Source organism: Nocardia sp. CY15 (assembly GCF_009829295.1).
Taxonomy (GTDB): Bacteria; Actinomycetota; Actinomycetes; order Mycobacteriales; family Mycobacteriaceae; genus Nocardia; species Nocardia sputi.
The window spans coordinates 64958-86606 of the sequence record NZ_VUOT01000002.1 but is presented as its reverse complement, the minus strand read 5'-3'; the positions used below and the strand labels follow the sequence as shown (position 1 = coordinate 86606).

Below are 21649 nucleotides of genomic sequence, written 5' to 3'. Positions count from 1 at the left end.
ACGCGCGGAACACGAGTAGCGGACTACCCGAAGATCAATTTTTCGGCGCGCCGCACCGGACGCGGACCACGGTGCCGGGCGCGAATGTCCGATTACCGCTGAGTAGTCCGGGTTCATACCTCGGGCCGCACGTAGGGGTTCTTGACCGTCGGCGGCAGCAGGGCAATCGCCGAGACACGCTGGACGCCGCAGACTTGCATCAGGTCTACCAGCGTCGAACGCACCTGCGCGAAGACGACGTGGGCCGAAAGTCCCGCGCCCGCTACCAGTTCCGGACGCGCACCCTTCGCGACCGAGCGCAGTACGCGGGCGGCTTCGGCCCGGTCGGGCTGTTCGCCGGGGTCGGTCAGCATCATCCGGCGCACCACGTCGACGGCCTGGCCGAGGCGCTCCACCTCGTCGATCAATCCGGGGTGGAGGATTTCGTCGTCGCGCACCAGAGTCAGCGAGCGCCGCAACAGGACTCGGGTGTTGCGGATGGCATTGTCCAACGGATCGGCCGTGGCCCTGATGCGTTCGAGGCGGGAACGGGAGTTCCAGTACAGCGGCGAGATCCGGCTGATCTCGCGGCCACCCTCCAGAGTCGCGCGCAACGAGTCGATCTGCGGCTGGGTGGCGCGCATCGCGGTGAGCGCACGGTGCAGCTTCTCCGGATCCTGCTCGAGCAGACCGTCGGCGCAATCGGTGATAGATCTGCCCATCACGCCGAGAATGTCCGCGGCGAGCGTTCGCGCCCTGCGCACGGGGTGCAGGGGAATCGCGGCGACCACCACCACGCCGACCAGACCGCCCACGAGGGCGTCGATCATGCGGGAGAAGCCGCCGCCCACCGAGGGCGGCAGCAAAGTCGCCACCAGCACGGCGGAACCCGCCGCCTGCATGGTGATGATCGAACCGCCGTCCAGGAACACCGCCGCCGCCATGGCGACCGCGACGACCAGCGCGATCTGCCAGACACCCGTACCCGCGCGGGAGATGAACAAGTCGCCGATGCCGATGCCGACCGCGACGCCGACCACCAGCTCCACCGAGCGGCGCAGCCGGGCGCCGAAGGAGATGCCGATCGACACCACGGCGGCCGTCGGCGCGAAGAACGGCAACGCGTGGCCGATGACGTGGTGGGCGAGGAACCAGGCCAGCGCGGCGCCGACCGAACACTGGATGATCGGCAGCACCGACCGGCGCAGCCGCGCCCAAGAAGTGCGCAGCCTCGCCATACTGCTCGCGCGGGCGACGCCGACGCGGGAATCGGGCGCCAGCCCGCCGGTCAACCGGCCGCCGCTGCTCCTGGAATCATTACGCGATGCTGCGCTCACTACGGCTCAGTCGAGACCCAGCTCCGCGGCCGCCCGGGGGTCGCAGTCTTCCAGCAGGTCGAGGCAGCGCGCGTACTCCTCGGTCTCACCGATCGCCTTGGCGGCGCGGGCCAGCGCGCCCACGCTGCGCAGGAAGCCCCGATTGGGCTCGTGGCTCCACGGCACCGGCCCGAAGCCCTTCCAGCCGTTGCGGCGCAGCAGGTCCAGGCCGCGGTGATAGCCGGTGCGGGCGAACGCGTACGCGGCGACGATGTCGTGGTTGACCGCGTCGTCCTGGGCTTCGCCGCGACTCAGCGCCGCTTCGGCGAGGTGCGCCCATGCGATCGAGGCGGCCGGGTGATCGGCCGCGACCCGCACCGGATCGGCGTTGTCGAGCAGCGCGTCCTCGGCGTCGGAGATTTCGGGTAGCAGTACCGGTTGCGGTCCGAGCAGGTCACCGAACGAGGTCATGCGGTTCATTGTGCACCGCAGGCCGATTTGCCCGGTAGGCGGCTGCCTCTGCTCCAGCTCGCGTTCCGCTCTCTCCGGCGCGAGCCGAGCACGGATTTCGGTCCGGTCGCGGCTCGTCGTACGGGACGGTCGGCGCCGGTTCGGCTCGGCGTGGGTTGATGACGGACTTCGGCGGGCCGCGCCCATTAGGCTGGCCGTCGAGTTCAACAGTTCCGCCTTAGCGAGGGGTGTGCGTGTCCGACCCGAACGACGAGAAGAACACGGCGCGTGACAGTGCCGGACCGGCCGACACGGCAGGGGCCGACGCACGCCCCGGCGCCGCCACCCAACGTATTCCCGCCCCGGGCAAGAGCGCTGCGGATTCATCGGCTGCCCCCACCGAACGCATCGCCAAGACGCAGCGGCCGGGCGGCGAGAAGGCGCCGACCGGTCGCGACACCCCGGACGCTTCCCCGGCGGCATCGAAGGCGGACGCGGGCGCCGGTGGTCCGGCCGCCGGCGCGGCGCACGCAGAAGACCCGAAACCGGCAGCAACCGATAACGCGAATCCGGCGATGCCGAAACCGGTGACCCGCCCCGCGGACGGCACGAACTCCCCGGCCTCCGCCCCCGCGAACCCGGCCGCCCCCGCGAATCCGGCCGCCTCCGCGTCGGCGAACACCACCGCGAAGAATGTTCGCCCGGCACAGCAGACCTCACCCGGGCTCGGAGCGTGGAGCGGCACGAGGCCCGCCGCCCCCGCCAGGAAGAAGTCCCCGAACCAGCCCGCTTCACGTCCGGCCGCGCCGAGTTCCCCCGCGACCGGTGTTTCCGGTGGTTCGGGCGCATCCGCCGCCGGCGGCCCCGGCGCACCGGTCCCCGGCTCCGGAGGCGGCGCGAAGACGCCTTCCTCCGGCCCGGTCCCGAACTCACCGGCTACGGACAACGCACGTACCGGCGCGGCGGGTAGCGCAGACAAGTCGAAGCCCCCTGCTACCGGTTCGGCGGCTCCTACTTCCGCGTCGACCGGACCAGCCGTCCAGCCGAAGACCGGACCGAATACGCCGACCTCTTCCGGGCCCGCCGCATCGCCCGCACCCGGCGCCGCGGGCACGGCGCGTTCCGAATCGGCGAGCATCGGCAAGGCGAACGCCGCGCCCGAGGAATCCCGCGCCGACGCGGGCACGCCGGGCGCCGACGCGGAGACGACCGCGATCGATCGGACGTCCGCGTCGAAGCGGCCGGAGGGCGGTAGCGATACGACTGCCGACACCCCGAAGGCCGGTTCCGCAGAGGCGCGCACCGTGGTGATCAAGCGGGATCAGTTGCCGTCCGCCACCACGCGGGGTTCGGCAGCAGCGAGCGGCTCCGACGCGAAAGAGTCCGCGAAGCAACGGGAGCAACCCGCCGCGGACAAGACGGCGCCCGGCTCGGCCGCGAAAGCCGCCGCCGCCGCGAAGACCGAAGCGGCCGAGCCCGCCGAGGCTGCGCCGGGTTCGTCGGCGGACACAACCCGGAGCGGGAAAGCCGCGGCGAGCGATTCCGATTCGCCCAGCGGCGCCGCCGAGACGGCGGCACCCCCGCAGGGCGGCCCCGCTCCGGCGGGCGAAGGCGCGACCGTCGTGATGCGCAAGCCGCAGCCGCCGGCCGGGCAGGCGGGTCCGGGCTCGGCGACCGCCGCTGAGCCCACCCAGGGAAACGAGCAGAACCCACCCGGTTCCGATGACGTGACGATGGCGATGCCGGTCGTCGGCCTGGACGACGCGAAGACCGTCGCGCTCCCCATCCAGCGCCCCGCGGACGGCGGCAGGCCGGGGACCGATCGCGTGGTCGCGCCGCCCGCGGGACCGGTGCCGATCACGAAGCCGCCGAGCACGCCGCGTCCGGCCTCCGGGCCCAAGCAGTCCGGTCCGTCCGGTCCGCAAGGTCCCTCGGCCCCGCCGCAGCACGGACCGGGAGTCGAGGAGACCCGGCCGTCGCCGCAGCGCTCCCAGGGCAGACCGCGACAGGTGGCTACCGCACCGTCGCCCGCCGACGTCCAGCAGACCGTGCCCGCGCAATCCATGGCCGGTCCGCGGGCGCCGCACACCCGGCCCGTCGCGCCGCCGCAGCGGATCGCCCCTGCTCCGCAGCCCGGCGCCGGGGCGTCCGCCACCGCGTCCGCCGGGATCAATCGCCGACTCCTCGGGGTGGGCGCCGCAGTCGTGCTGGTGGTCGCGCTCGTCGCGGCGATCGTGGCGCTGGTCACCATGACCGGAGAAGACTCCCCCGAGACCTAGGTGCGCGGCGCGATCACCAGCTACACCGAGGCACTGCGGGCCGGCGACCTGGAGGCGCTGCGCTCCAGCACCTGCGGTCCTCTGCACGACTTCTATCAGGGCATTCCGAGTGACCAGTTCGCAGGCGTGCACAAGTTGTCGATGGAGCGCAAGAACATTCCGGTGGTCGACAGCGTCGACGCCATCCGCATCACCGACGACACCGCCATCGCCCAGGCCACGGTGTACACCGAGGCCGACCCGGCGAAGCGGTCGGCACGCACCTTCGATCTACAGCGCACCGACGGCGGATGGAAGGTTTGCGACCCGCCCTCCGGCACGCAGTAACCACTCAGCCACGTGATAGCCGACACGCATCGATGCCGGTCGCGCATATCACACACACCTGGTCAATGGTCCGGCTCGGCAGTAGCATGGCCCGGATCATGAGCAGGGAACAGACGATGGCGCGGCCGGATGTCGCTGTCGCTGCGGCGACGCCGGCCGGACAGCGATTCCGGGTGCGTGACCATTACGAGGTGGGCCGGGAGAAGGTCCGGGAGTTCGCGCGCGCGGTACAGAATCACCACGCGGCGCATCAGCGCGACGGCGATGCTCGCGCCCTCGGGTATCCCGGGATCATCGCGCCGCCGACCTTCGCCTCGGTGATCGGGATGACCGGGACCAGGGCGCTGCTCGACTCGGTACTCACCGACTACGACCTGTCCCAGTTCTTGCAGACCGACCAGGTTTTCGAGATCTATCGCCCGATCCTGGCCGGCGACCGGGTGCGCAGCGAGATAGTCGTCGAGTCGATCCGCCGCTTCGGTGACAACGACTTCATCGTGGTGCGCTTCGCGCTGAGCAACCGGCACGGCGACGTCGCCATCGTCGGGTCGACCACGATCGTCGCGCGCCGCGGCGCCGAGGCCGACGCCGCCTTGAACGACGTGGTCGAGAACATCATGATGCACGGGCGCCCGGCCGAGTCCGATACCGCCGGAGCCACCGTCGGCTCCAACGACGCCCTGGTGCCGCTCGGCGTCGGTCCCTTGGTCGAGCCGCACGAACACGAGAACGCGCCGGTGCACACGCTGCCGTCGTTCGACGAGCTCGCCCCGGGCGACCAGCTCCCCGACGGCTCCTTCCGGCTGACCCGCGGCGACCTGGCGAACTACGCGGGCGTGTCCGGCGATGCCAATCCGATCCACTTCAGCGATCACGCCGCACAGATCGCGGGGCTACCGACCGTCGTCGCGCACGGCATGCTGACCATGGGCTTGGCCGGTGGCTATCTCACCGCGTGGCTGGGCGATCCGACCGCCATCCGCAAGTTCAGTGTGCGGTTCTCCGGCTTCGTCCCGGTCGCCGCCGACGCGGCGAGCACGGTCGAGTTCACCGGCCGGATCAAGTCCCTGGACCCTGGTAGCCGCACCGCGACGATCCTGCTCGGCGGTTCTTCCGAAGGACGCAAGCTGTTCGGTCGCGCGCTGGCCGAGGTCCGGCTGCGCTAGGCGACCTGATCACTCGGCGAAGACCGAGTGCATCAGGTAGACGTTGTAGTCGTTCCAGGTCGACATGGTGAAGTAGAAGTCCGATCCCGAAGACCAGGGGTGGATGAACCCGCCGTAGAGCTCCGGATAGTTCAGCACGGACACCGTAGGCGTGCTCTGCGACCACACACCCTGCGGTGCGTCCGCCTCACGCACGACGATGGCGGCCTTCGCCGTGTCCAGATAGCTCATCTGCCAGACGTCGCGGGCGGCGTCGTAGCGCACGGAGAGTTCTCCGGCAGGGCCGTCGACGATCGGCGTGGCCGAGGCGAACCCGCCGACCGGCGTCCACACGCCGTCGCGCCAGTACTGGTAGGCGGTGGTGTTGAGGATCTGGTCCTCGGGCACCCGGGCCAGGCCGACCGCGCCGAGCCGGGTATTGGGCGTGCCGAACATGTACACGTAACCGCCCTGCGGAACCATCGCGCTCACTTGGAAATTGGCGAGACCGAAGATGTTGTCCCAGCGTGCGTGCGGATCCTTCGTCCAGGTCTGCCCGTGGTCGTCGGAGTAGGCGATGCCGCCGTAGTTGGTGAAGAACGTGCCGGGGAGGCTGTTCCAGGTCCGAATGGACATGTAACTCAGGTACTGTCGCCCGCCGAGCGCGAAACCCGACGTCGGAATGGTGGTGACCTCGACGTTGTCGAGTTTGCGGCTGGAGAGCACCTCGGCGGCGTGGCAGCGGTCGTCGGTGACCATCCGGTCGAAGCTCACGCCGTCGGCGAGGTCGCGGTCTGTGCTGAAGGCGAGCACGTTGCTGCGCCAATCCAGCCCCATGCCGCCCGGTGGATGGAAGCCGCGCCCGACGGTGTCGCCGAACGCGGCCGCGATCTCGCCCGGCGCGCTCTCCCACATGATGCCGAGGTCGGTGCCGTCCACCTGCCACCGTTTATCGGTGCGGTTCACCGAGTTCGCGCCGGTCAGCTTCGCCACCTCGCGGGCGGGGCCCAAGCGCGGCGCGGGCCGGGCGGGCGACTGCGCCGCGGGTTCGACCGGCGGCCGGATCGGCGCGGGCGGCGCGGGCACCGGGCCGGGATCAGGACCGGGCCCCGGAATCGCGAAGTGGAACGGTTTGGGATTCAACAGGATCTCCGGAATCCCGAGCTGGGCGGCGAGACCGGGCGGCGCGCCGGGCAGATCGGTGAGATCCGGGCAGGGACTGGTGCAGGGGTCCGGGGGAAGCTCCATCCGCGTCCGCTTCGGCACGGTTTCCGGCGCCTGCGCCGGGAGCACGGTGACCACCGGATAGGGGATCGGCACCTCCAGCGTCTTGGGCACCAGCGGCTCGTGGGTCGCCACCGGGTCGGTCGCGCACGGGCCAACTCCGGCTGGGCTGTCGGTCGCTTCCGGCGCGGCGGCGGCAGGCCCGTCGGCGTAGACGAGCACTCCCGCGCCGACGACGACCGCACCAACCGCGGCCAGCATTCGCATCGCCATTGCAAACCCCTCGAAATCCATTGCGGACACGAAACTCGCGGACACGAACCAGCGGAACGACCCTACCTCGTTCGAGTTTCGGATACGGCCGACCGACACGCCGAATAAAAAGCATGAGATTGCTTCAATTTGTCCAGCGGGACACGGCAACCCTGCTAGCGTCCACTCCGCGACGACTCCTGTCGGGGAGAGTGGCCGTCCGGAGCACCGCTCCGGGTCATAGTTCGAACCCGTTGCCGCCGAGTGTGTCCGACGCGCCCGGCGCCGACCGAAAACGGATCACATGAAGAACACGCTCCTGCGTACCCTGCTCGGCGTCGGCTCCGCCTGCCTGCTGACCACCGCCGCGCTCACCCTCGGATCGCCCGTAGCGGTGGCGGACCCGCTGACCGATCTGTTGTGCAATTCCGGCTCCGCTCAGTTCTGCCCGCCCCCCGCGGCACCACCGCATACACCTCCACCCCGGTCGGACAATCCACGGCAGCCGAACAACCCGCCGCCACAGGTACCGCCGAGCCCCTCCTACAAGAACTGCACGGAGGTCCGCAACGCGGGCCGAGCTCCCTTGCTGCGCGGACAACCCGGTTATGCCTCGCACCTGGACCGGGACAACGACGGAATCGCCTGCGAGTGAATCGACACCGAGTCCGGTGAGCCATCGCGGAAGACCTACACCGATTGCGACCAGGTCCGTGCGGAAGGGGCCTGGCCGCTCTACCGCGGGGAGCCCGGCTTCAACGCGCATCCGGACCGGGACGGCGACGGAATCGCCTGCAAGCGGCGCGACCAGCGATCGGAGCGACTAGCGCAGCGCCTGGAAGGTCAGGATCGTCGCGCCGATGCGGATCTGATCGCCGTCGGCGAGCAGTGCGCCGCTGTCGATCTGATCGTCGTTGACGAAGACGCCGTTGGCCGAGTGCAGGTCCTTGATGAGCAGGCCCGCGCGGCTCGGCATGATGTGCGCGTGGTAGCGGCTGGCTCTCGGATCGTCCAGGACCAGGTCGTTGTCGGTCATCCGGCCGATACGCAGACCGCCCTGGGCGATCGCCACCACTCGCCCGTCCGGCATGCGCAGTTGGCCGCTGCGCACGGCGCGCGGCACCTCGGTGACGGTCTCGGTCATCGCCGCGGCGAGGCGCTCGACCTGACGCAGTTCGACCGTGCTCAGCGGCTCCTGCCGCAGCACGCGCTGCTCCAGGTCGACCAGCGCCGGTCCCGGGTCGATGCCCAGTTCGTCGGCGAGCACCCCGCGTACCTTGCGGCAGGCTTCCAGCGCGTCCGCCTGACGTCCGGACAGATACAGCGCGGTGATCAACTGACCCCACAGCGGTTCGCGCAGCGGGTGTTCGGTGGTCATCGCGACCAACTCGCCGATCACCGAGGACGCCCGCCCGCAAGCGATCTCGGCGTCGATGCGGGCCGAGGCCGCCAGCAGCCGCTCCTCGTCCATGGCGGTGGCGAAACCGTCGGCGAACTGCAGACCGGCCAGATCTGCCAGCGCCCGGCCGCTCCACTCGCGCAGCGCGGTACCGAACAACTGCGCCGCCCCCGCGTGATCGCCCACCGCGGCGGCACGGGCGCCCGCTTCCCGCGCTGCCTCGAAACGACCCAGGTCACAGGCGGTCTCATCGATCTCCAACCGATAGCCCGAGGACTCGGTGCGCAGCACCGTCGCCGGGTCGACGCCGGAATTGCGCAGCGCCTTACGGATGTTCGAGACGAAGACCTGCAAGCTGGCGGCATAGGAGTCGGGCGGTTCCTCGTTCCACACCAGGTCGGCGAGCGCGGCCGACGACACCGCGCGCCGCCGGTTCACCGTGAGCGCGGCGAGCAGAGCTCGCGGTTTGGGCCCGCCGACCGCCACCGGCTCACCACCGACGAGCAGGCGAACGGGCCCGAGCACGCGCACATCCAGACTCATGTGCACCTAGCCCTTGACGGGTGTATCAGGGTCAGGCGCTGATCGAGCGTCCGGCGGAGTGCAGGTCGTTGCACGCCTCGACCACGCGCGCCGCCATCGACGACTCGGCCTTCTTCAGGTAGCTGCGCGGGTCATAGGCCTTCTTGTTGCCCACCTCGCCGTCGATCTTCAGCACACCGTCGTAGTTGGCGAACATGTGCCCGGCGACCGGCCGCGTGAACGCGTACTGGGTGTCGGTGTCGACGTTCATCTTCACCACGCCGAAGCGCAGCGAGTCCTCGATCTCGGACTTCAGCGAGCCGGAACCGCCGTGGAAGACGAAGTCGAACGGCTGCGCGTCGGCGCCGAGGCCCAGCTTGGCCGCCGCGACCCGCTGCCCTTCGGCGAGCACCTCGGGCTTGAGCACGACGTTGCCCGGCTTGTACACCCCGTGCACGTTGCCGAAGGTGGCCGCGAGCAGGTACTTACCGTTCTCGCCCGCGCCTAGCGCGTCGATGGTCTTCTCGAAGTCCTCCGGCGAGGTGTAGAGCTTTTCGTTGATCTCGGCCTCGACACCGTCCTCTTCACCGCCGACGACGCCGATCTCGACCTCGAGAATGATGTTGGCCGCGTGGGTGGCCTTCAGCAGTTCCTTCGCGATCTCGAGGTTCTCGTCGATCGGGATCGCGGAGCCGTCCCACATGTGCGACTGGAACAGCGGGTTCTGTCCGGCGTTGACCCGCTCCTGCGAAATCGCCAGCAGCGGCCGGACGAAGGTGTCCAGCTTGTCCTTCGGGCAGTGATCGGTGTGCAGCGCGATGGTCACGTCGTACTTGGCCGCGACCACGTGCGCGAACTCGGCCAGCGCGACCGCGCCGGTGACCATTTCCTTCACACCCTGGCCGGAACCGAACTCCGCGCCGCCGGTGGAGAACTGGATGATCCCGTCACTGCCCGCGTCCGCGAAACCCTTGATGGCCGCGTTGATCGTCTCCGACGACGTGCAGTTGATGGCCGGGAAGGCGAAGGAGTTGGCTTTGGCCCGACCGAGCATCTCGGCGTAGACCTCCGGAGTCGCGATGGGCACAGTAAGACCTCCGTGTTGTGCGGCAAAGACCTATTTTGTCAGCCTTCACCCTAAGGCAGCAGTGTTTCGCCTGGTATGCAGGGAGGGAGTGCGCAGATGACCCACGGGTAATTTCGCGCACAGCATGAGCATTCTCAGGTGGAGCCGGTACTGTGGTGCCGGTAATTTGCGCTGGCAGCTTCCGACGCGGTGGCAAGCGATGCAAGCCAGCCGTATCGGACAGGAGGCCACGTGATTCTGCAGGCAGCGACAGAATCGGTGACGAGCAACCTCGCGCTTACCGAGTTGCTCGACCCGATGCACCTGCTCACGGAGACGTGGCTGAAGAACGCGGTGCTCCCGGCCATCCTGGTCATCGTCTTCATCGAGACCGGCCTGCTGTTCCCGATCCTGCCCGGCGATTCGCTGCTGTTCACCGGCGGCCTGCTCGCCGCGCAGCCGAGTCCGCCGGTGTCGATCTGGGTGCTGGTGCCCGCCACCGTGGTGGTCGCCTTCGCGGGTGACCAATGCGCGTATTGGATCGGCCGGGCGATCGGTCCCGCGCTGTTCCACAAGGAGGACACCCGGTTCTTCAAGAAGCACTACGTGACCGAGACGCACGAGTTCTTCGAGAAACATGGACCGAAGACGATCATCCTGGCCCGGTTCGTGCCGATCGTGCGCACCTTCATGCCGGTGCTGGCCGGTGTGTCCAAGATGGACTACCGCAAGTACGTCGCGTTCGACATCGTCGGCGCGCTGCTGTGGGGCGGCGGTGTCACGATTCTCGGCTACTTCCTGGGCAACGTCGCGTTCATCCGGGACAACATCGAGGCGATCTTCCTGCTCATCGTGTTCGTCTCGATCCTGCCCGGCATCACCGCGGTGGCGAAGAAGCTGCTCAACCGCAGCGCGCCCGCGACCGAACCGGTCGAGGCCGAGCTGACCGCTTCGACCAGCGAGCCCACCCACTGAAGCCGGTGACGACCGAATCGTCGCCCCTAGCCGTGGGCAGTTTCGATCCCCTGTTGTCGGCGGGCCCCGCGCTCGTCTGGACAGTGGTGTTGACCTTCGTCTTCCTCGAGTGCGCCGTGATCCTCGGGCTGTTTCTGCCCGGTGACTCGATGCTCATCACCGCGGGCATCGTGATGGCCTCACATGCCTCGGGTGAGGCGCACGTCTGGGCGCTGTCGCTGGGCGCGATGGTCGCGGCCATCGCGGGCAACCAGGTCGGCTACGTGATCGGGCACCGGACCGGACAACATCTGGTCGCCCGCAAGGACGGCAGATACATCAACGTCCGCAACCTGCAGCGTGTCGCCGAGTTGCTGCACCGGCACGGATTCGTCGCGGTGTTGATCGCCCGGTGGATTCCGTGGGTGCGCACCCTGTGCCCCTCGGTCGCGGGCGCGGCCCGCATGGACCACCGCAAGTTCACCGTGGCCAGCACCATCGGAGCGATCGTCTGGGCGCCGGTGCTGTTGCTCATCGGCTACTACGCGGGCAGCTTCTTGCAGCGTGTGCCGTGGTTGATGCCGATCGTGATCGGCACGCTGGTGGTGGGCCTGATCATCGGAACGGCGCTCGGCGTGCGGCACTACCGGCAGGAGATGTCGCAGCCGGCCGAGGACTTCACGCTCGAGACCACACCGAGCGTGGTGCTGGAGTCGGAGAGCTGAAGCCGGTCACAGACCCGCGGCGCTGACCTGGTAGGCCGCCTCCATGAGCAGCCAGCCGGACAACTGCACGGACAGATCGCGTCCCGGTACTTTCGACGAGGTCACCGAACCGCCGGAGGTGAAGTGGCCCGCTCCGGCGCTGCCGCCGGGCAGTTGCGCAGGCTTGCTCCAATCGTGCCCGAACAGCGGCTCGCCCTCGACCTGGAGCCGGTTGGCCCAAGCCGCCTCGGCGGACGCCTGCACGATCGCGGCGGCCCGACGGCGGTCGACGACCCGTTCCCGGTCCTCACCCGGCAGCATCACGGCGACCAGCGCCAGGTAGCGGACCAGGATGCCGTTGAACAGTCCGCCGTCGCCGCCCCCGCCGCCGTTCACGACCCCCTCGGTGGTCATGTGTTCCTCGACGGCCGCGAGCAGCCGGTGCACGCGTTCGATGTGCTCGGGCTCGCCGGTCTGCACGGCCAGCTCGGTCTCCAGGCCGAGCGCCACGCCTTGGCAGTAACTGAACACCGGACGCTCGATCTCACCGGAGGGCAGGTGGATGCCGTCCAGGATCAAACCGGTCTCCGGATCGCGCAGCGTGGCATGCAACCAGTCGGCCATCTGCTGGGCGCGCTGGATCCGCCCGAGGCGTAACAGCGCGATCGCGGCGGGACCGTTCGCGGGCGCGTTGAAGTAGTCCGAGCCCAGGCGCCACGGCAGACCGCCGCCGATCTGCGGGCGCCACCCGTCGTGCAACTGCTTCTCCAGCGCGGCCAGCGCACTGCGCACGTCGGCGCCCTGAGTGCGCTCGGCACGTTCCAGCGCGATGGCCAGCCAGGCCATGTCGTCGTAGTACCGGTTGGTCCAGCCGGTCAGGTTGCGGATACGGTGCGAGCGCGCCAGCGCGGCGATTCGCCTGCGGCGCAGCGGTGTCGGCGTCCGGTTCGCGGCGTCGACCGCGCACTCGAGCAGATGCGCCTGCCACCAGTAGTGCCACGAACCGAAGACCCGCTCGCGCTTGGTGGCAGGCCAGCCGACCACGCCGAGCTCGGTCCCCGGCAGCGCCCACAGCGCGCGGAGGTGGCGTGAGACGACCGCCGATTCGGCCATGTCCGCCCGTTCGGACCACAGCGTCGCGGGCGCCCCGGCATCCCGGCCCGCCTGCGCCCGGCCGGCCGGCGGACGCGGTGCCGAGGAGCGCTTTTCGGCGTGCTCCGCGCGCGGCACCTCGATATCGTCGCTCCGCGAGGTCATGTGTCAATGGTGCCAGGCCAGAACGGATTTACGCGCCCGATTTGTTACGAAAGCGATGTTAAATCGTGCCGGTTCGCACCGTCACCGGAAGATCTCCTGTTCACGAGGCCGAGCGCGCGACACGATCATGACCACGCCGTGGACAGATCGGCGTGTTGCCGGATCCACGCGTGCATCGCGATCCCCGCGGCCACGCCCGCGTTGATGCTGCGGGTGGAACCGAACTGCGCGATCGACACCGTCATCACGGCCGCCTGCTTGGCGTGATCGGTGACACCGGGGCCTTCCTGGCCGAACAGCAGCAGGCACGCGCGCGGCAGCGTGACCGTCTCCAACGGGACCGAGCCCGGCACGTTGTCCACGGCGACCACCGTCAGCCCGGCGCGTTCGCTGAACGCCAGCAGCTCCCCGATGTCGGCATGGTGGCGGATGTGCTGGTAGCGGTCGGTCACCATGGCGCCGCGGCGGTTCCAGCGCCGTCGGCCGACGATGTGCACCGCCGCGGCGGCGAAGGCGTTCGCCGTGCGGACCACCGTGCCGATGTTCGCGTCGTGCCCGAAATTCTCGATCGCGACGTGGAACGGATGCCTGCGCCGATCGATGTCGGCGACGATGGCCTCGCGGCTCCAGTACCGGTAGGCGTCGACCACGTTGCGGCGGTCGCCGCCCGCCAGCAGTTCGGGGTCCAGACGCGGATCGTCCGGTGGCGGCTCGACGTGCTCGCTCGCCCACGGGCCGACGCCGTTGGGATGCTCACCCCACTCCGTCGGCCCGGGGAGGTCCTGCTCGGCCGTGTCCGGGTGACTCACCCCGACGATGCTAATTCCGGCCACCGCGCCGACGCGGGGTGGCCCTGTGCCCGGCTCAGTAGCTGGACGACGAGCTTCCCGCGAACGCGCCGACCAGGCCGAGTATCACGAACAACACGACGAACACCAGGCTCAGGCACAGCAGCGCGGTGGCGATGATCCCGCAGATGTAACCTGCGTTGACGTTCCCCCGGCCACCGATGGCCCCGCCGGACGTGTCGATCTCGTTCAGCGCCCGCTTGCCCATCACCCAGGCGAAAGGCCCCATGATCTGGCACAGCACGAGACTGAGGATGCCCAGGATCAAGATCGTGGTGGCCTGCGGGTGGTCCGGCGGAGGTCCGTAGGCACCGTAGGCTGGATAGCCGTACGGTGGCTGCTGCGGCGGATAGCTCATCAGCAGGATGGTAGTGGGTGTGGCCGACTACACCACATATTCGGCGGACAGCTCTATCGAACCCCCGAACCGCCGCGACAACCATGGAATCCATGACCGAGACACACGCCGAACCGACCCTCGCGCTCGACCCGCCGCCTGCTGCGCCGGAACCGGAAGAGCACGTGCTGCGCGCGGTGCTGCTCGCGCCGGTGCGCGCCCGGTTCTGGAAGGAACTCGTCTACGTACTCACCGTTTTCCTGCTCGGCTGCGTGGCGGTCGTCTATCTGTTCTTCGGGTTCGGCGGCGGACTGTATCTCGCGATCACCATCATCGGCCTGCCGGTGCTGGCACTGGTGCTGCTCGGTGGGCGGGTGTGGGGCCGCGTCTACCGCGCGCTGGCCGAGGACCTCCTCGGCGTCGCCGTCGCGCCGCCTCCGCCGTTCGCGCCCGCACCAGGCCCGATCGGATTCCTGAAGGCCGCTTTCACCGATCGGGCGAGCTGGCGTGTGGTGCTGTTCCTGCTCGCCCAGGCCGTGCTCGGCGTGGGCGTCGGGTACCTGGTGCTCGTCGTGGTCGCGATGACCATGTTCATCGCGCTGTCCCCGATTCCGTGGGCATTGGTCCACCCGACCAACGTCGACGAGCACGGCGTCGAGCACCAGTCGATGGTCCAGTTCGGCGATTTCTACATCGACAGCTTGCCGAAGGTGCTCGTCTTCGCGCTGATCGGCCTGCTCGGCTGCCTGGCGCTGCCCTGGCTGCTGCGCGGCGTCTGCTGGGTGCACCGGCTGCTGACCATCGCCCTGCTCAGTGCGACGGCGCGTGACCGCCGGGTGACCGAGTTGCAGGAAAGCAGGCGGACCGCGGTCGAGGACGCCGCGGCGACGCTGCGCAGACTGGAACGCGACCTGCACGACGGCACCCAGGCCCGGCTGGTCACCATCGCGATGGCGCTGGGCCGGGCCGAGGATCGGCTCGCGGCGGGCGGGGATCCCAGCGACCTGATCGCGGACGCGCACGCGGGCTCCAAGGAGGCGCTGGCCGAGCTGCGCGAGCTGGTGCGCGGAATCCACCCGCCCGCTTTGGAACTCGGTCTCGAGCCGGCCCTCGAGACGCTGACGGCGCGCTGCTCGGTGCCGGTGGAGCTGCGGGTGCACCTGCCCGAACGACCGACTCCGGCCATCGAGGCGATCGCCTACTTCTCGGTGGCCGAGCTGCTGACCAACGTGGTGCGGCACGCGCGGGCCACCAGCGCGTGGGTCTCCGTGCTGCCGAGTGACGGGCGAACCATCGCGGTCACGGTCCGCGACAACGGGATCGGCGGCGTGGCGCCCCCCGCGGACGGTGCGTTCGGCGTGGGCAGCGGGTTGTCCGGTCTCGCGGCGCGGGCCCGGACCGTGGACGGGACGCTGAGCGTGCAGAGCCCGGCAGGCGGACCGACCGTGGTGACCATCCTGCTCCCGCTGGCGGGGTCGCGATGAGCCGGCGGCGGGACGCGGCCACGAGCGAGGGACTGCGCATCGTGATCGCCGAGGACAGCGCCATCCTGCGGGACGGGCTGGCCGGGCTGCTCACCGAGCGCGGCCACGAGGTGGTCGCCATGGTCGGTGACGCGACCACCCTCGCCGACGTGGTCGGCGCGCACGATCCCGACGTCGCCGTGGTGGACGTGCGAATGCCCCCGAGCTACACCGACGAAGGGCTGCTCGCGGCCATCGAGCTGCGCCGCAAATACCCGATGACCGGCGTGCTGGTGTTCTCCCAGTGGGTCGAGACCCGCTATGCCACCGAACTTCTCGCCTGTGGCGCCAGCGGCGTCGGCTACCTGCTCAAGGATCGGGTCGCCGATGTCAGGGACTTCGTGGACGCGCTCTACCGCGTCGCCACCGGCGGCACCGCGCTCGATCCGGAGGTGGTGAGTCAATTGATGGGCGCCTCGCGTCAGCAGGATTCACTGGCCCGCCTCACCCCACGTGAGCGCGAGGTGCTCGAGCTGATGGCGCAGGGCCTGTCCAACAGCGCCATCGCCGCCGCCCTCACCGTCACCGAACGCGCGGTGGAAAAACACATCGGCAACATCTTCATCAAGCTCGATCTGCCGCCCTCCGACACCCACCACCGCCGTGTACTGGCGGTATTGCGACTCAAAGGGTGATTTGTCGGCCGCCTCGCCCACACTATGTGCCACACTCCCCAGCGAATCGACAGCATGGGAGGGCATCGTGAGCATCGGTTCCTACTGGCCTGATCACCTTCTGACGCTCGCGGAATGGGAGGCGCTACCCGAGGACAACAGCCGTTGCTACGAACTGGTGGAGGGTGTTCTGCTCGCCTCGCCGCGCCCGGCATCGCGACACCAGTGGGCGACCTTGCGACTCGCCGCACAGATCGAGCCGCAACTGCCCGCCGACTACAGCGCCCTCGTGCAGTCGGAAGTGGTGGTCTTCGATGGCCGACTGCCGACTGTCCGTGTCCCTGACGTGCTGGCGGGGCCGAGTGAGGACCTCGCCGCGAACCTCCCGCGCTGGAACGCCACCGACATCCTGCTCGCGGTCGAGATTCTCGCCGACGGCACGCGCCGCACCGATCGACTGACCAAATGGTTCGAGTACGCCGACGCCGGTATCGAGCACTACTGGCTGCTCGACCTGGAGCCGGTCCGCTTGACGGCATACCGGTTGATCGGCGGCGGCTACGAGCTGGTCGCCGAATGCTCCGGCTCCGTGACAACGGAGCTGGCGGGAAGTCCGATCACGATCGACCTCACCGGCCTGACCAGCCGTCGAGCGCGCGGATAGCCGCTCCCCGCCGACTGTGCCGGGCCTATCCTGGAGGTCTGGCACTCGGGGTGGAGGCTGGCATGGAACACGAGCGGATATTGCGCACGGTGCTCGGGGTCACCGCCGGGTATCTGGTTCTGCTCGCGTTGTGGCTGGGGTGGGTGGTGCACCGGACGCCGCCGGGGACGGTGCCGTATCAAATCGTGGCGCTGGTCGGGTTGTTCGGCTCCTGTGTCGGCGTCGGGATGCTTCTGGCGGCTCGTCCGTCCAAGGCGGATCGCCAACTGTGGCGACACGGCTTGGAGGGTTGGGCGACGGTGGAGGGCGTGCACCCGCTGGAGCGCACCGACCATCACACCGAGCTCACCGAACTGGATCTGGAACTGACCGTGCCCGGTTCGCAAAGTTACCGGGGCACCGTCGTTTTCGACGTCACACCGGCCGACAAACCCCGCCTCGCGGTCGGCGAGATCCTTTCGATCCGCGTCGACCCGGCGAACCGGGATCGCATCATTCTGGTGCTGTGACCACCGGCTCGAGGTGGGCTTTCGGGTCGGCGAGCAGATACTGCGCGGCCGCGTAGGTAGCCAGGATCACGCCTTCGGTCACCCGGCGGGCGCGCTCACCGCGCGCGAACAACCGCCGCAGCACGATGAGACCGTCGGAGACGGTGAACAGCAGCGCGCCGAGTCCGAGGCGGCTGCGCGGATCGGCGCCGGGGATGTTCAAGCCCGCCATGTTTTTCGTGGCGGGCGCCAGCGCCGGGTCGGAGGCCAGCACGGCCGCGGCGCCCAGGGTGACGCCGTATGCCGTCAGCGGTGCGGCTACCGAGGGCGCTTTGCTCCGCAGCAACCCTGCCGCACCCAGCCAGGCGACCACCCGCGGTATCGCTGCCCCGGCGGTGGGCCTGCCCCCCATCCGCCACCACAGCGTCGCGTACCCGGCCTGCATCACCGCGAACGACGAAGCCCCGGCGATCAGCCTGTGGTCGTCGTCCGGGTCGATGAGCAATATGTCGCCGACGGTCGCCGCACCCAGCGACCCGATCAGCACCCTACGCTCAGTGGACGGCAGCTGCTTGCCCTCGGTCGCCACGTCGGCCGCGAGCAGTGGCATGAGCAGCGGTTTCGCGATCCACTGCGCCTTCTCCCGTCCGGTGACCGCGCCGTAGACGGCGACCGCCGCCGCCGCGAGATACCCGGCTCGGAACAGGCGCATCGGCTAGAAGCTCGGCTCGGTCGGGGCGGGGGGCAGCGTGACGACCTGGCCCGCGTAGCTCAGACCCGCGCCGAAGCCCAGCAGCAGCGCCGTCTGCCCGCCCTTCGCCTTACCGGTGACAAGCATCTCCTCGATGGCGAGGGGGATGGAGGCAGCCGAAGTGTTGCCGGTGTTCTCGATGTCGTTGGCCATCGGGATCTCGTCGGCCAGCCCGAGGTTCTTCTTCATCAGCTCGTTGATCCGGGCGTTGGCCTGATGCGGGACGAAGACCTCGATGTCCTCCTTGGCCACGCCGGACACCTCGAGCGCGGTGGACAGCGCACGCGGAAGGGTGACCGCGGCCCAGCGGAAGACGCGCGGGCCTTCCATTCGCAGCGACATCCGGCCGACCGGATCGATGGCCGGGTCGAGACCTTGCATGGACTGGGCGCGGTGCATGTATTCCAGGAAGTCGATGTCCTGCATGATCGCCGCGGCGTTCTCGCCGTCGCTGCCCCACACGGTGGGCGAGATGCCGTTTTCTTCGCTCGGTCCGACCACCACCGCGCCCGCGCCGTCACCGAAGATCATCGCGGTGCCGCGGTCGGTGGGGTCGAGTCCGACGGTCATCGTCTCGGCGCCGATGAGCAGGACGTACTCGACGGAGCCGGAGCGGATCATGTCGGCGGCCACGCCGAGGCCGTATCCGAAGCCGCCGCAGCCGGAGGTCAGGTCGAAGGCCGGGACGCCGTTCATCCCGATGTCGTAGGCAACCTGGGGCGCGCCGTGCGGGGTGAGGGTCAGCCAACTGGACGTGGCCAGGATCAGCGCGCCGATCTTCGACCGGTCGATGCCGCTGTTGACGATCGCGCGCTCGCCCGCCGCCGCGGCTATCGAGCGGAGCGTCTCCTCACCGCTGATCCAGCGCCGGTTGCGGACACCGGTGCGCTCGTAGATCCATTCGTCGGTGGAATCCAGGACCTCGCACACCTCGGCGTTGCTGACCAAGCGCTTGGGTCGGTAAGCGCCGATTCCGAGCATCGCAACGTTCTCGCGACTTCTGTTGACTGCAATGCTCACCACTGGAGACTCACACGACCCTTCGCCTTTTTCGAAGACTTGACCATCGTCCAGGTTATCCCAGGGCGAGATCCTTCAAGCCGAGGATCGACCGGTACTCCAGCCCTTCCGCGGCGATCACCTGGTCGGCGCCGGTCTCCCGGTCGACGACGGTGGCGACGCCGACCACGGTAGCGCCTGCCGCGCGCAGCGCACGCACCGCGGTCAGGGGTGAGTTTCCGGTCGTGGTGGTGTCCTCGACGACCAGCACCCGCTTGCCCACGATGTCCGGGCCTTCGATCTGGCGCTGCATGCCGTGCGACTTCGCCGCCTTGCGCACCACGAAGGCATCGATCGGGCGGCCGGGCGCGTGCATGACGGCCAGCGCCACCGGGTCGGCCCCCATGGTCAGGCCGCCGACGGCGTCGAAGTCCCAGTCCGCGACGAGCTCGCGCAGCAACTTGCCGATCAGCGGGCCCGCGCCGTGGTGCAGGGTCGCGCGACGCAGGTCGACGTAGTAGTCGGCCTCCTTGCCCGAGGACAGGGTCACCCGGCCGTGGACCACGGCGAGCTCGCGTACCAGCGCGGCCAACCTATCCCTGTCGTTGGTAATCACGTCGATCATGTCAAGTCCTTCCGCGTGCGTTGAACAGCCCGCGATTGAGCCGGGCCCCCAGGGTTCGCGGGATCATTCCGGCGACGGTAGTGAGCGCTTTGTACTGCATACCGGGCACGCTGAGCACCCGGCCCTTCTCCAGATCACGCAGTGAGCCGGCGACTACCTGGTCGACGCTCAGCCACAACGCTTTCGGCAGCGAGGACATCTCGATGCCTGCTCGCCGATGAAATTCCGTGCGGACGAATCCCGGGCACAGGGCTTGGACCCGGACTCCGGTTCCGGCCAATCCCCCTGCCAACCCTTCGGTGAAGGATACGACGTAGGCCTTGGACGCCGAATACGTCGACCCTCGTCCGGGGATCAGGCCCGCGACGCTGGCCACATTGACGACGCAACCGTTCGCCGCCGCGATCATCGACGGCAGCGCGGCCCTGGTGAGCCGCACCACCGACGTGACGTTGACGTCGAGTTGCGCCTGCAACTGCTCGGGCGGCAACGTCCAGAACTCCCCCGAGTGCGCGAAACCCGCGTTGTTGACCAGGAATTCGACGCCATCGGACAGCCGTGCCGCGACCTGCTCCCGATCCTCGGGCCGGGCCAGATCGGCGACGAGTATCTGCGAGCGGGTGCCGAAGCGCAGTTCCATGTCGGTCGCGAGGGCCGCGAGCCGCCGCTCGTCCCGGGCGACCAGCACCAGGTCGTAGCCGAGCGAGGCCAGGCGCGTCGCGTAACCGTGGCCGATGCCCGAGGTCGGCCCGGTGATCAAGGCCACCGGGCGGGTGGCGCCGGGCAGCCTGGGATGTGGGTGCTCGGTCATGACCGCGCGATCGTTCGCAGTCGCGCGGGCCCGATGGGCGCGCGGCCGGTCACTTCGGCACGGGTCCCTGGTAGGGGCGGAATCCGGGATGGAACGGTCCGCCGGGCGGGTCCGAGGGCCGCTGCCGCGACTCCGCGTCGGACCGGCCCTCGGCGGCGGCGCGCTCGTCGCGCTCCCCGCGTGCCCGAGTCTTCTCGTCCTGGCGCGCGCGGGCACGGGCGTTCGGCACCACGGCGAGCGAGGGGCGACGGGCGGGTTCGGGACCCGGCTCGTCCGCACGGTCGTCCGAGTGGGAATCGTCGCCGGGACGTTCGTCGTCCACGTCGTCTGCGCGCGACCGGTCCGCGGCGTCGTCGTCGATGTTGCGAGCGTTCTCGCCCCGCTGGCGCTCGCGTGGGCGCGGACGGCCCGGATCGTGCCCGCCGTCGTCGAAGCGCGGCTCGCTGACCGGCGGCAGCACGTGCAGCAGGCCGGACAGGCGCAGCACCGCGTCGATCGCGCTCTCCCAGTCCTTCGGAGTGGTGCCGACCAGCAGCATGCCCAGCGTCCAGTTGCCCTCGCTCCAGAGCATCTGCACGGTGTCGGGCAGCGCCTCGATGAACGCGACCATGCGCTGATCGACGGCGTGCCTGGCGATTTCGGGATTGGTCGCGAAGACCACACGGTCGCCGATGGCGCCGAGCAGTTCCAGATCGTGGTCCTTGGGCGGCGAGGCCGTCTTCAACCGCATGTCCACGTCGATGTCCGAGCCGATCTGGCGGCGGACCGCGACCAGGGTCGCGGAATCCTCCAGGTCGAACAGCACGAACTTCTCACCCTTGCGGATGCCGGAGACCACGTCGACCGCGGAGAGATAGCCCAGTTTGGCCAGCGCGCCACGCCGCCACGTCGACGGCAGCGCGGGTTCCACGGACACGTAGGTATAGCCCTGCGACTTCGCCCAGACCTGTCGCGCGTGACCGGTCCGCTGCCGCTGGAGCCGATCGAAATACAGCAACACGATCGCGCCCACGAGCGCGACCGCCGCCAACCCGAACCACATTGCCGTCATCGACGCCTAGCCTAATGGTCCCGGCCGGACATGGTCCGTCATTACCCCCGCGCCGGGCCGAGCG

General features: G+C 69.4%; 24 protein-coding genes and 1 pseudogene. 11 read left to right on the top strand and 14 right to left on the bottom strand.

All coding sequences use genetic code 11. From position 1 onward, the window contains the following. Positions 1–113 precede the first annotated feature (113 nt). The 3 genes from GVY39_RS06210 to GVY39_RS06200 all read right to left on the bottom strand — a co-directional run bounded on the left by GVY39_RS06210 (position 114) and on the right by GVY39_RS06200 (position 3048). Positions 114–1217 carry an aromatic acid exporter family protein gene (locus tag GVY39_RS06210; protein WP_195069772.1) on the bottom strand — a complete coding sequence of 368 codons (1104 nt, stop codon included), beginning with the start codon at positions 1215–1217 and terminating at the stop codon, positions 114–116. A 105-nt stretch (positions 1218–1322) separates the two neighbouring features. Beyond that, the gene (locus tag GVY39_RS06205; RefSeq protein WP_195069686.1) at positions 1323–1775 is read right to left on the bottom strand and encodes a DUF3151 domain-containing protein; all 453 of its coding nucleotides are present in this window, start codon (positions 1773–1775) and stop codon (positions 1323–1325) included. Between the two features lie 208 nt (positions 1776–1983). Beyond that, positions 1984–3048 carry a hypothetical protein gene (locus GVY39_RS06200; RefSeq protein ID WP_159921998.1) on the bottom strand — a complete coding sequence of 355 codons (1065 nt, stop codon included), beginning with the start codon at positions 3046–3048 and terminating at the stop codon, positions 1984–1986. A gap of 1 nt (position 3049) precedes the next feature. On the opposite strand from GVY39_RS06200, the gene GVY39_RS34285 reads away from it, so the two are divergent. The 3 genes from GVY39_RS34285 (at position 3050) to GVY39_RS06190 (ending at position 5517) form a co-directional block, all read left to right on the top strand. Beyond that, complete coding sequence (locus GVY39_RS34285) at positions 3050–4024, top strand: hypothetical protein (RefSeq protein WP_236565335.1); 975 nt, start codon at positions 3050–3052, stop codon at positions 4022–4024. Continuing rightward, on the top strand, positions 4025–4351 hold the full coding sequence (locus tag GVY39_RS34280) for a hypothetical protein (protein WP_236565336.1): 327 nt from the start codon (positions 4025–4027) through the stop codon (positions 4349–4351). It begins immediately after the preceding gene. A 98-nt stretch (positions 4352–4449) separates the two neighbouring features. After that, the gene (locus GVY39_RS06190; protein WP_159922000.1) at positions 4450–5517 is read left to right on the top strand and encodes a fused (3R)-hydroxyacyl-ACP dehydratase subunits HadA/HadB; all 1068 of its coding nucleotides are present in this window, start codon (positions 4450–4452) and stop codon (positions 5515–5517) included. Positions 5518–5526: 9 nt separating this feature from the next. Here the strand turns inward: GVY39_RS06190 and GVY39_RS06185 are convergent, their stop codons facing one another. After that, a complete protein-coding gene (locus tag GVY39_RS06185; protein WP_159922002.1) occupies positions 5527–6993 on the bottom strand; it encodes a DUF4185 domain-containing protein in 1467 nt (488 codons plus the stop codon). Positions 6994–7276: 283 nt separating this feature from the next. Here GVY39_RS06185 and GVY39_RS06180 point away from each other — a divergent pair, with 283 nt between their 5' ends. Both GVY39_RS06180 and GVY39_RS34275 read left to right on the top strand, forming a co-directional pair. Next, positions 7277–7627 carry an excalibur calcium-binding domain-containing protein gene (locus GVY39_RS06180; protein WP_159922004.1) on the top strand — a complete coding sequence of 117 codons (351 nt, stop codon included), beginning with the start codon at positions 7277–7279 and terminating at the stop codon, positions 7625–7627. Beyond that, positions 7628–7756, top strand: a pseudogene (locus GVY39_RS34275) (excalibur calcium-binding domain-containing protein); the annotation flags it as partial. It lies immediately after the preceding gene. 39 nt (positions 7757–7795) lie between these two features. On the opposite strand, the gene GVY39_RS06170 reads toward GVY39_RS34275, so the two are convergent. Both GVY39_RS06170 and fbaA read right to left on the bottom strand, forming a co-directional pair. Further along, positions 7796–8914, bottom strand: a complete 1119-nt coding sequence (locus GVY39_RS06170; RefSeq protein ID WP_159922006.1) for a BTAD domain-containing putative transcriptional regulator — start codon at positions 8912–8914, stop codon at positions 7796–7798. A 31-nt stretch (positions 8915–8945) separates the two neighbouring features. Next, positions 8946–9980 carry a class II fructose-bisphosphate aldolase gene (gene fbaA, locus GVY39_RS06165; RefSeq protein ID WP_159922008.1) on the bottom strand — a complete coding sequence of 345 codons (1035 nt, stop codon included), beginning with the start codon at positions 9978–9980 and terminating at the stop codon, positions 8946–8948. 297 nt (positions 9981–10277) lie between these two features. Between fbaA and GVY39_RS06160 the strand changes: the two genes are divergently transcribed. Beyond that, the gene (locus GVY39_RS06160; RefSeq protein WP_159922144.1) at positions 10278–10934 is read left to right on the top strand and encodes a VTT domain-containing protein; all 657 of its coding nucleotides are present in this window, start codon (positions 10278–10280) and stop codon (positions 10932–10934) included. A 5-nt stretch (positions 10935–10939) separates the two neighbouring features. Continuing rightward, the gene (locus tag GVY39_RS06155) at positions 10940–11638 is read left to right on the top strand and encodes a DedA family protein (RefSeq protein ID WP_159922010.1); all 699 of its coding nucleotides are present in this window, start codon (positions 10940–10942) and stop codon (positions 11636–11638) included. Positions 11639–11644: 6 nt separating this feature from the next. On the opposite strand, the gene GVY39_RS06150 is transcribed toward GVY39_RS06155, so the two are convergent. The 3 genes from GVY39_RS06150 to GVY39_RS06140 all read right to left on the bottom strand — a co-directional run bounded on the left by GVY39_RS06150 (position 11645) and on the right by GVY39_RS06140 (position 14080). Continuing rightward, positions 11645–12730 carry a glycoside hydrolase family 76 protein gene (locus GVY39_RS06150; protein WP_159922146.1) on the bottom strand — a complete coding sequence of 362 codons (1086 nt, stop codon included), beginning with the start codon at positions 12728–12730 and terminating at the stop codon, positions 11645–11647. A 269-nt stretch (positions 12731–12999) separates the two neighbouring features. Beyond that, the gene (locus GVY39_RS06145) at positions 13000–13683 is read right to left on the bottom strand and encodes a TrmH family RNA methyltransferase (protein ID WP_159922012.1); all 684 of its coding nucleotides are present in this window, start codon (positions 13681–13683) and stop codon (positions 13000–13002) included. Between the two features lie 55 nt (positions 13684–13738). Continuing rightward, positions 13739–14080, bottom strand: a complete 342-nt coding sequence (locus tag GVY39_RS06140) for a DUF4190 domain-containing protein (RefSeq protein WP_159922014.1) — start codon at positions 14078–14080, stop codon at positions 13739–13741. 92 nt (positions 14081–14172) lie between these two features. Between GVY39_RS06140 and GVY39_RS06135 the strand changes: the two genes are divergently transcribed. From GVY39_RS06135 to GVY39_RS06120, 4 genes are all read left to right on the top strand, one after another. Next, on the top strand, positions 14173–15543 hold the full coding sequence (locus GVY39_RS06135; RefSeq protein WP_159922016.1) for a sensor histidine kinase: 1371 nt from the start codon (positions 14173–14175) through the stop codon (positions 15541–15543). Further along, positions 15540–16217: a response regulator transcription factor gene (locus GVY39_RS06130; RefSeq protein ID WP_223519319.1), complete on the top strand. Its 678-nt coding sequence runs from the start codon at positions 15540–15542 to the stop codon at positions 16215–16217. Before GVY39_RS06135 ends, GVY39_RS06130 begins: the two co-directional genes overlap by 4 nt. A gap of 67 nt (positions 16218–16284) precedes the next feature. Continuing rightward, positions 16285–16860, top strand: coding sequence for a Uma2 family endonuclease (locus GVY39_RS06125; protein ID WP_159922018.1), 576 nt, complete (start codon positions 16285–16287; stop codon positions 16858–16860). Positions 16861–16922: 62 nt separating this feature from the next. Next, positions 16923–17369 (top strand): hypothetical protein, encoded by a 447-nt coding sequence (locus GVY39_RS06120; protein WP_159922020.1) that lies wholly within the window; start codon positions 16923–16925, stop codon positions 17367–17369. Here the strand turns inward: GVY39_RS06120 and GVY39_RS06115 are convergent. From GVY39_RS06115 to GVY39_RS06095, 5 genes are read right to left on the bottom strand one after another with little or no spacing between them, the layout of a single operon-like run. Further along, positions 17353–18060, bottom strand: a complete 708-nt coding sequence (locus tag GVY39_RS06115) for a lysoplasmalogenase (RefSeq protein ID WP_159922022.1) — start codon at positions 18058–18060, stop codon at positions 17353–17355. The two genes, GVY39_RS06120 and GVY39_RS06115, sit on opposite strands and share 17 nt — an antisense overlap. Before the next feature lie 3 nt (positions 18061–18063). Beyond that, positions 18064–19122 (bottom strand): beta-ketoacyl-ACP synthase 3, encoded by a 1059-nt coding sequence (locus GVY39_RS06110; RefSeq protein WP_159922024.1) that lies wholly within the window; start codon positions 19120–19122, stop codon positions 18064–18066. Between the two features lie 52 nt (positions 19123–19174). Continuing rightward, on the bottom strand, positions 19175–19723 hold the full coding sequence (gene pyrE / locus GVY39_RS06105; RefSeq protein WP_040870748.1) for an orotate phosphoribosyltransferase: 549 nt from the start codon (positions 19721–19723) through the stop codon (positions 19175–19177). Position 19724: 1 nt separating this feature from the next. Next, a complete protein-coding gene (locus GVY39_RS06100; protein WP_159922026.1) occupies positions 19725–20534 on the bottom strand; it encodes an SDR family oxidoreductase in 810 nt (269 codons plus the stop codon). A gap of 49 nt (positions 20535–20583) precedes the next feature. Then, positions 20584–21585 carry a hypothetical protein gene (locus GVY39_RS06095; protein ID WP_308221172.1) on the bottom strand — a complete coding sequence of 334 codons (1002 nt, stop codon included), beginning with the start codon at positions 21583–21585 and terminating at the stop codon, positions 20584–20586. Between the last annotated feature and the right edge of the window lie 64 nt (positions 21586–21649).

What these genes read in the sequence shown, in the direction of transcription:
- GVY39_RS06170 (WP_159922006.1), bottom strand. Translation starts at nt 8,914, where the DNA reads ATGAGTCTGGATGTGCGCGTGCTCGGGCCCGTTCGCCTGCTCGTCGGT.
- GVY39_RS06115 (WP_159922022.1), bottom strand. Translation starts at nt 18,060, where the DNA reads ATGCGCCTGTTCCGAGCCGGGTATCTCGCGGCGGCGGCGGTCGCCGTC.
- GVY39_RS06100 (WP_159922026.1), bottom strand. Translation starts at nt 20,534, where the DNA reads ATGACCGAGCACCCACATCCCAGGCTGCCCGGCGCCACCCGCCCGGTG.
- GVY39_RS06180 (WP_159922004.1), top strand. Translation starts at nt 7,277, where the DNA reads ATGAAGAACACGCTCCTGCGTACCCTGCTCGGCGTCGGCTCCGCCTGC.
- GVY39_RS06135 (WP_159922016.1), top strand. Translation starts at nt 14,173, where the DNA reads ATGACCGAGACACACGCCGAACCGACCCTCGCGCTCGACCCGCCGCCT.
- pyrE (WP_040870748.1), bottom strand. Translation starts at nt 19,723, where the DNA reads ATGATCGACGTGATTACCAACGACAGGGATAGGTTGGCCGCGCTGGTA.
- GVY39_RS06150 (WP_159922146.1), bottom strand. Translation starts at nt 12,730, where the DNA reads ATGGCCGAATCGGCGGTCGTCTCACGCCACCTCCGCGCGCTGTGGGCG.
- GVY39_RS06160 (WP_159922144.1), top strand. Translation starts at nt 10,278, where the DNA reads ATGCACCTGCTCACGGAGACGTGGCTGAAGAACGCGGTGCTCCCGGCC.
- GVY39_RS06130 (WP_223519319.1), top strand. Translation starts at nt 15,540, where the DNA reads ATGAGCCGGCGGCGGGACGCGGCCACGAGCGAGGGACTGCGCATCGTG.
- GVY39_RS06190 (WP_159922000.1), top strand. Translation starts at nt 4,450, where the DNA reads ATGAGCAGGGAACAGACGATGGCGCGGCCGGATGTCGCTGTCGCTGCG.
- GVY39_RS06185 (WP_159922002.1), bottom strand. Translation starts at nt 6,993, where the DNA reads ATGGCGATGCGAATGCTGGCCGCGGTTGGTGCGGTCGTCGTCGGCGCG.
- GVY39_RS06120 (WP_159922020.1), top strand. Translation starts at nt 16,923, where the DNA reads ATGGAACACGAGCGGATATTGCGCACGGTGCTCGGGGTCACCGCCGGG.
- GVY39_RS06140 (WP_159922014.1), bottom strand. Translation starts at nt 14,080, where the DNA reads ATGAGCTATCCGCCGCAGCAGCCACCGTACGGCTATCCAGCCTACGGT.
- GVY39_RS06095 (WP_308221172.1), bottom strand. Translation starts at nt 21,585, where the DNA reads ATGACGGCAATGTGGTTCGGGTTGGCGGCGGTCGCGCTCGTGGGCGCG.
- GVY39_RS06205 (WP_195069686.1), bottom strand. Translation starts at nt 1,775, where the DNA reads ATGAACCGCATGACCTCGTTCGGTGACCTGCTCGGACCGCAACCGGTA.
- GVY39_RS06210 (WP_195069772.1), bottom strand. Translation starts at nt 1,217, where the DNA reads ATGGCGAGGCTGCGCACTTCTTGGGCGCGGCTGCGCCGGTCGGTGCTG.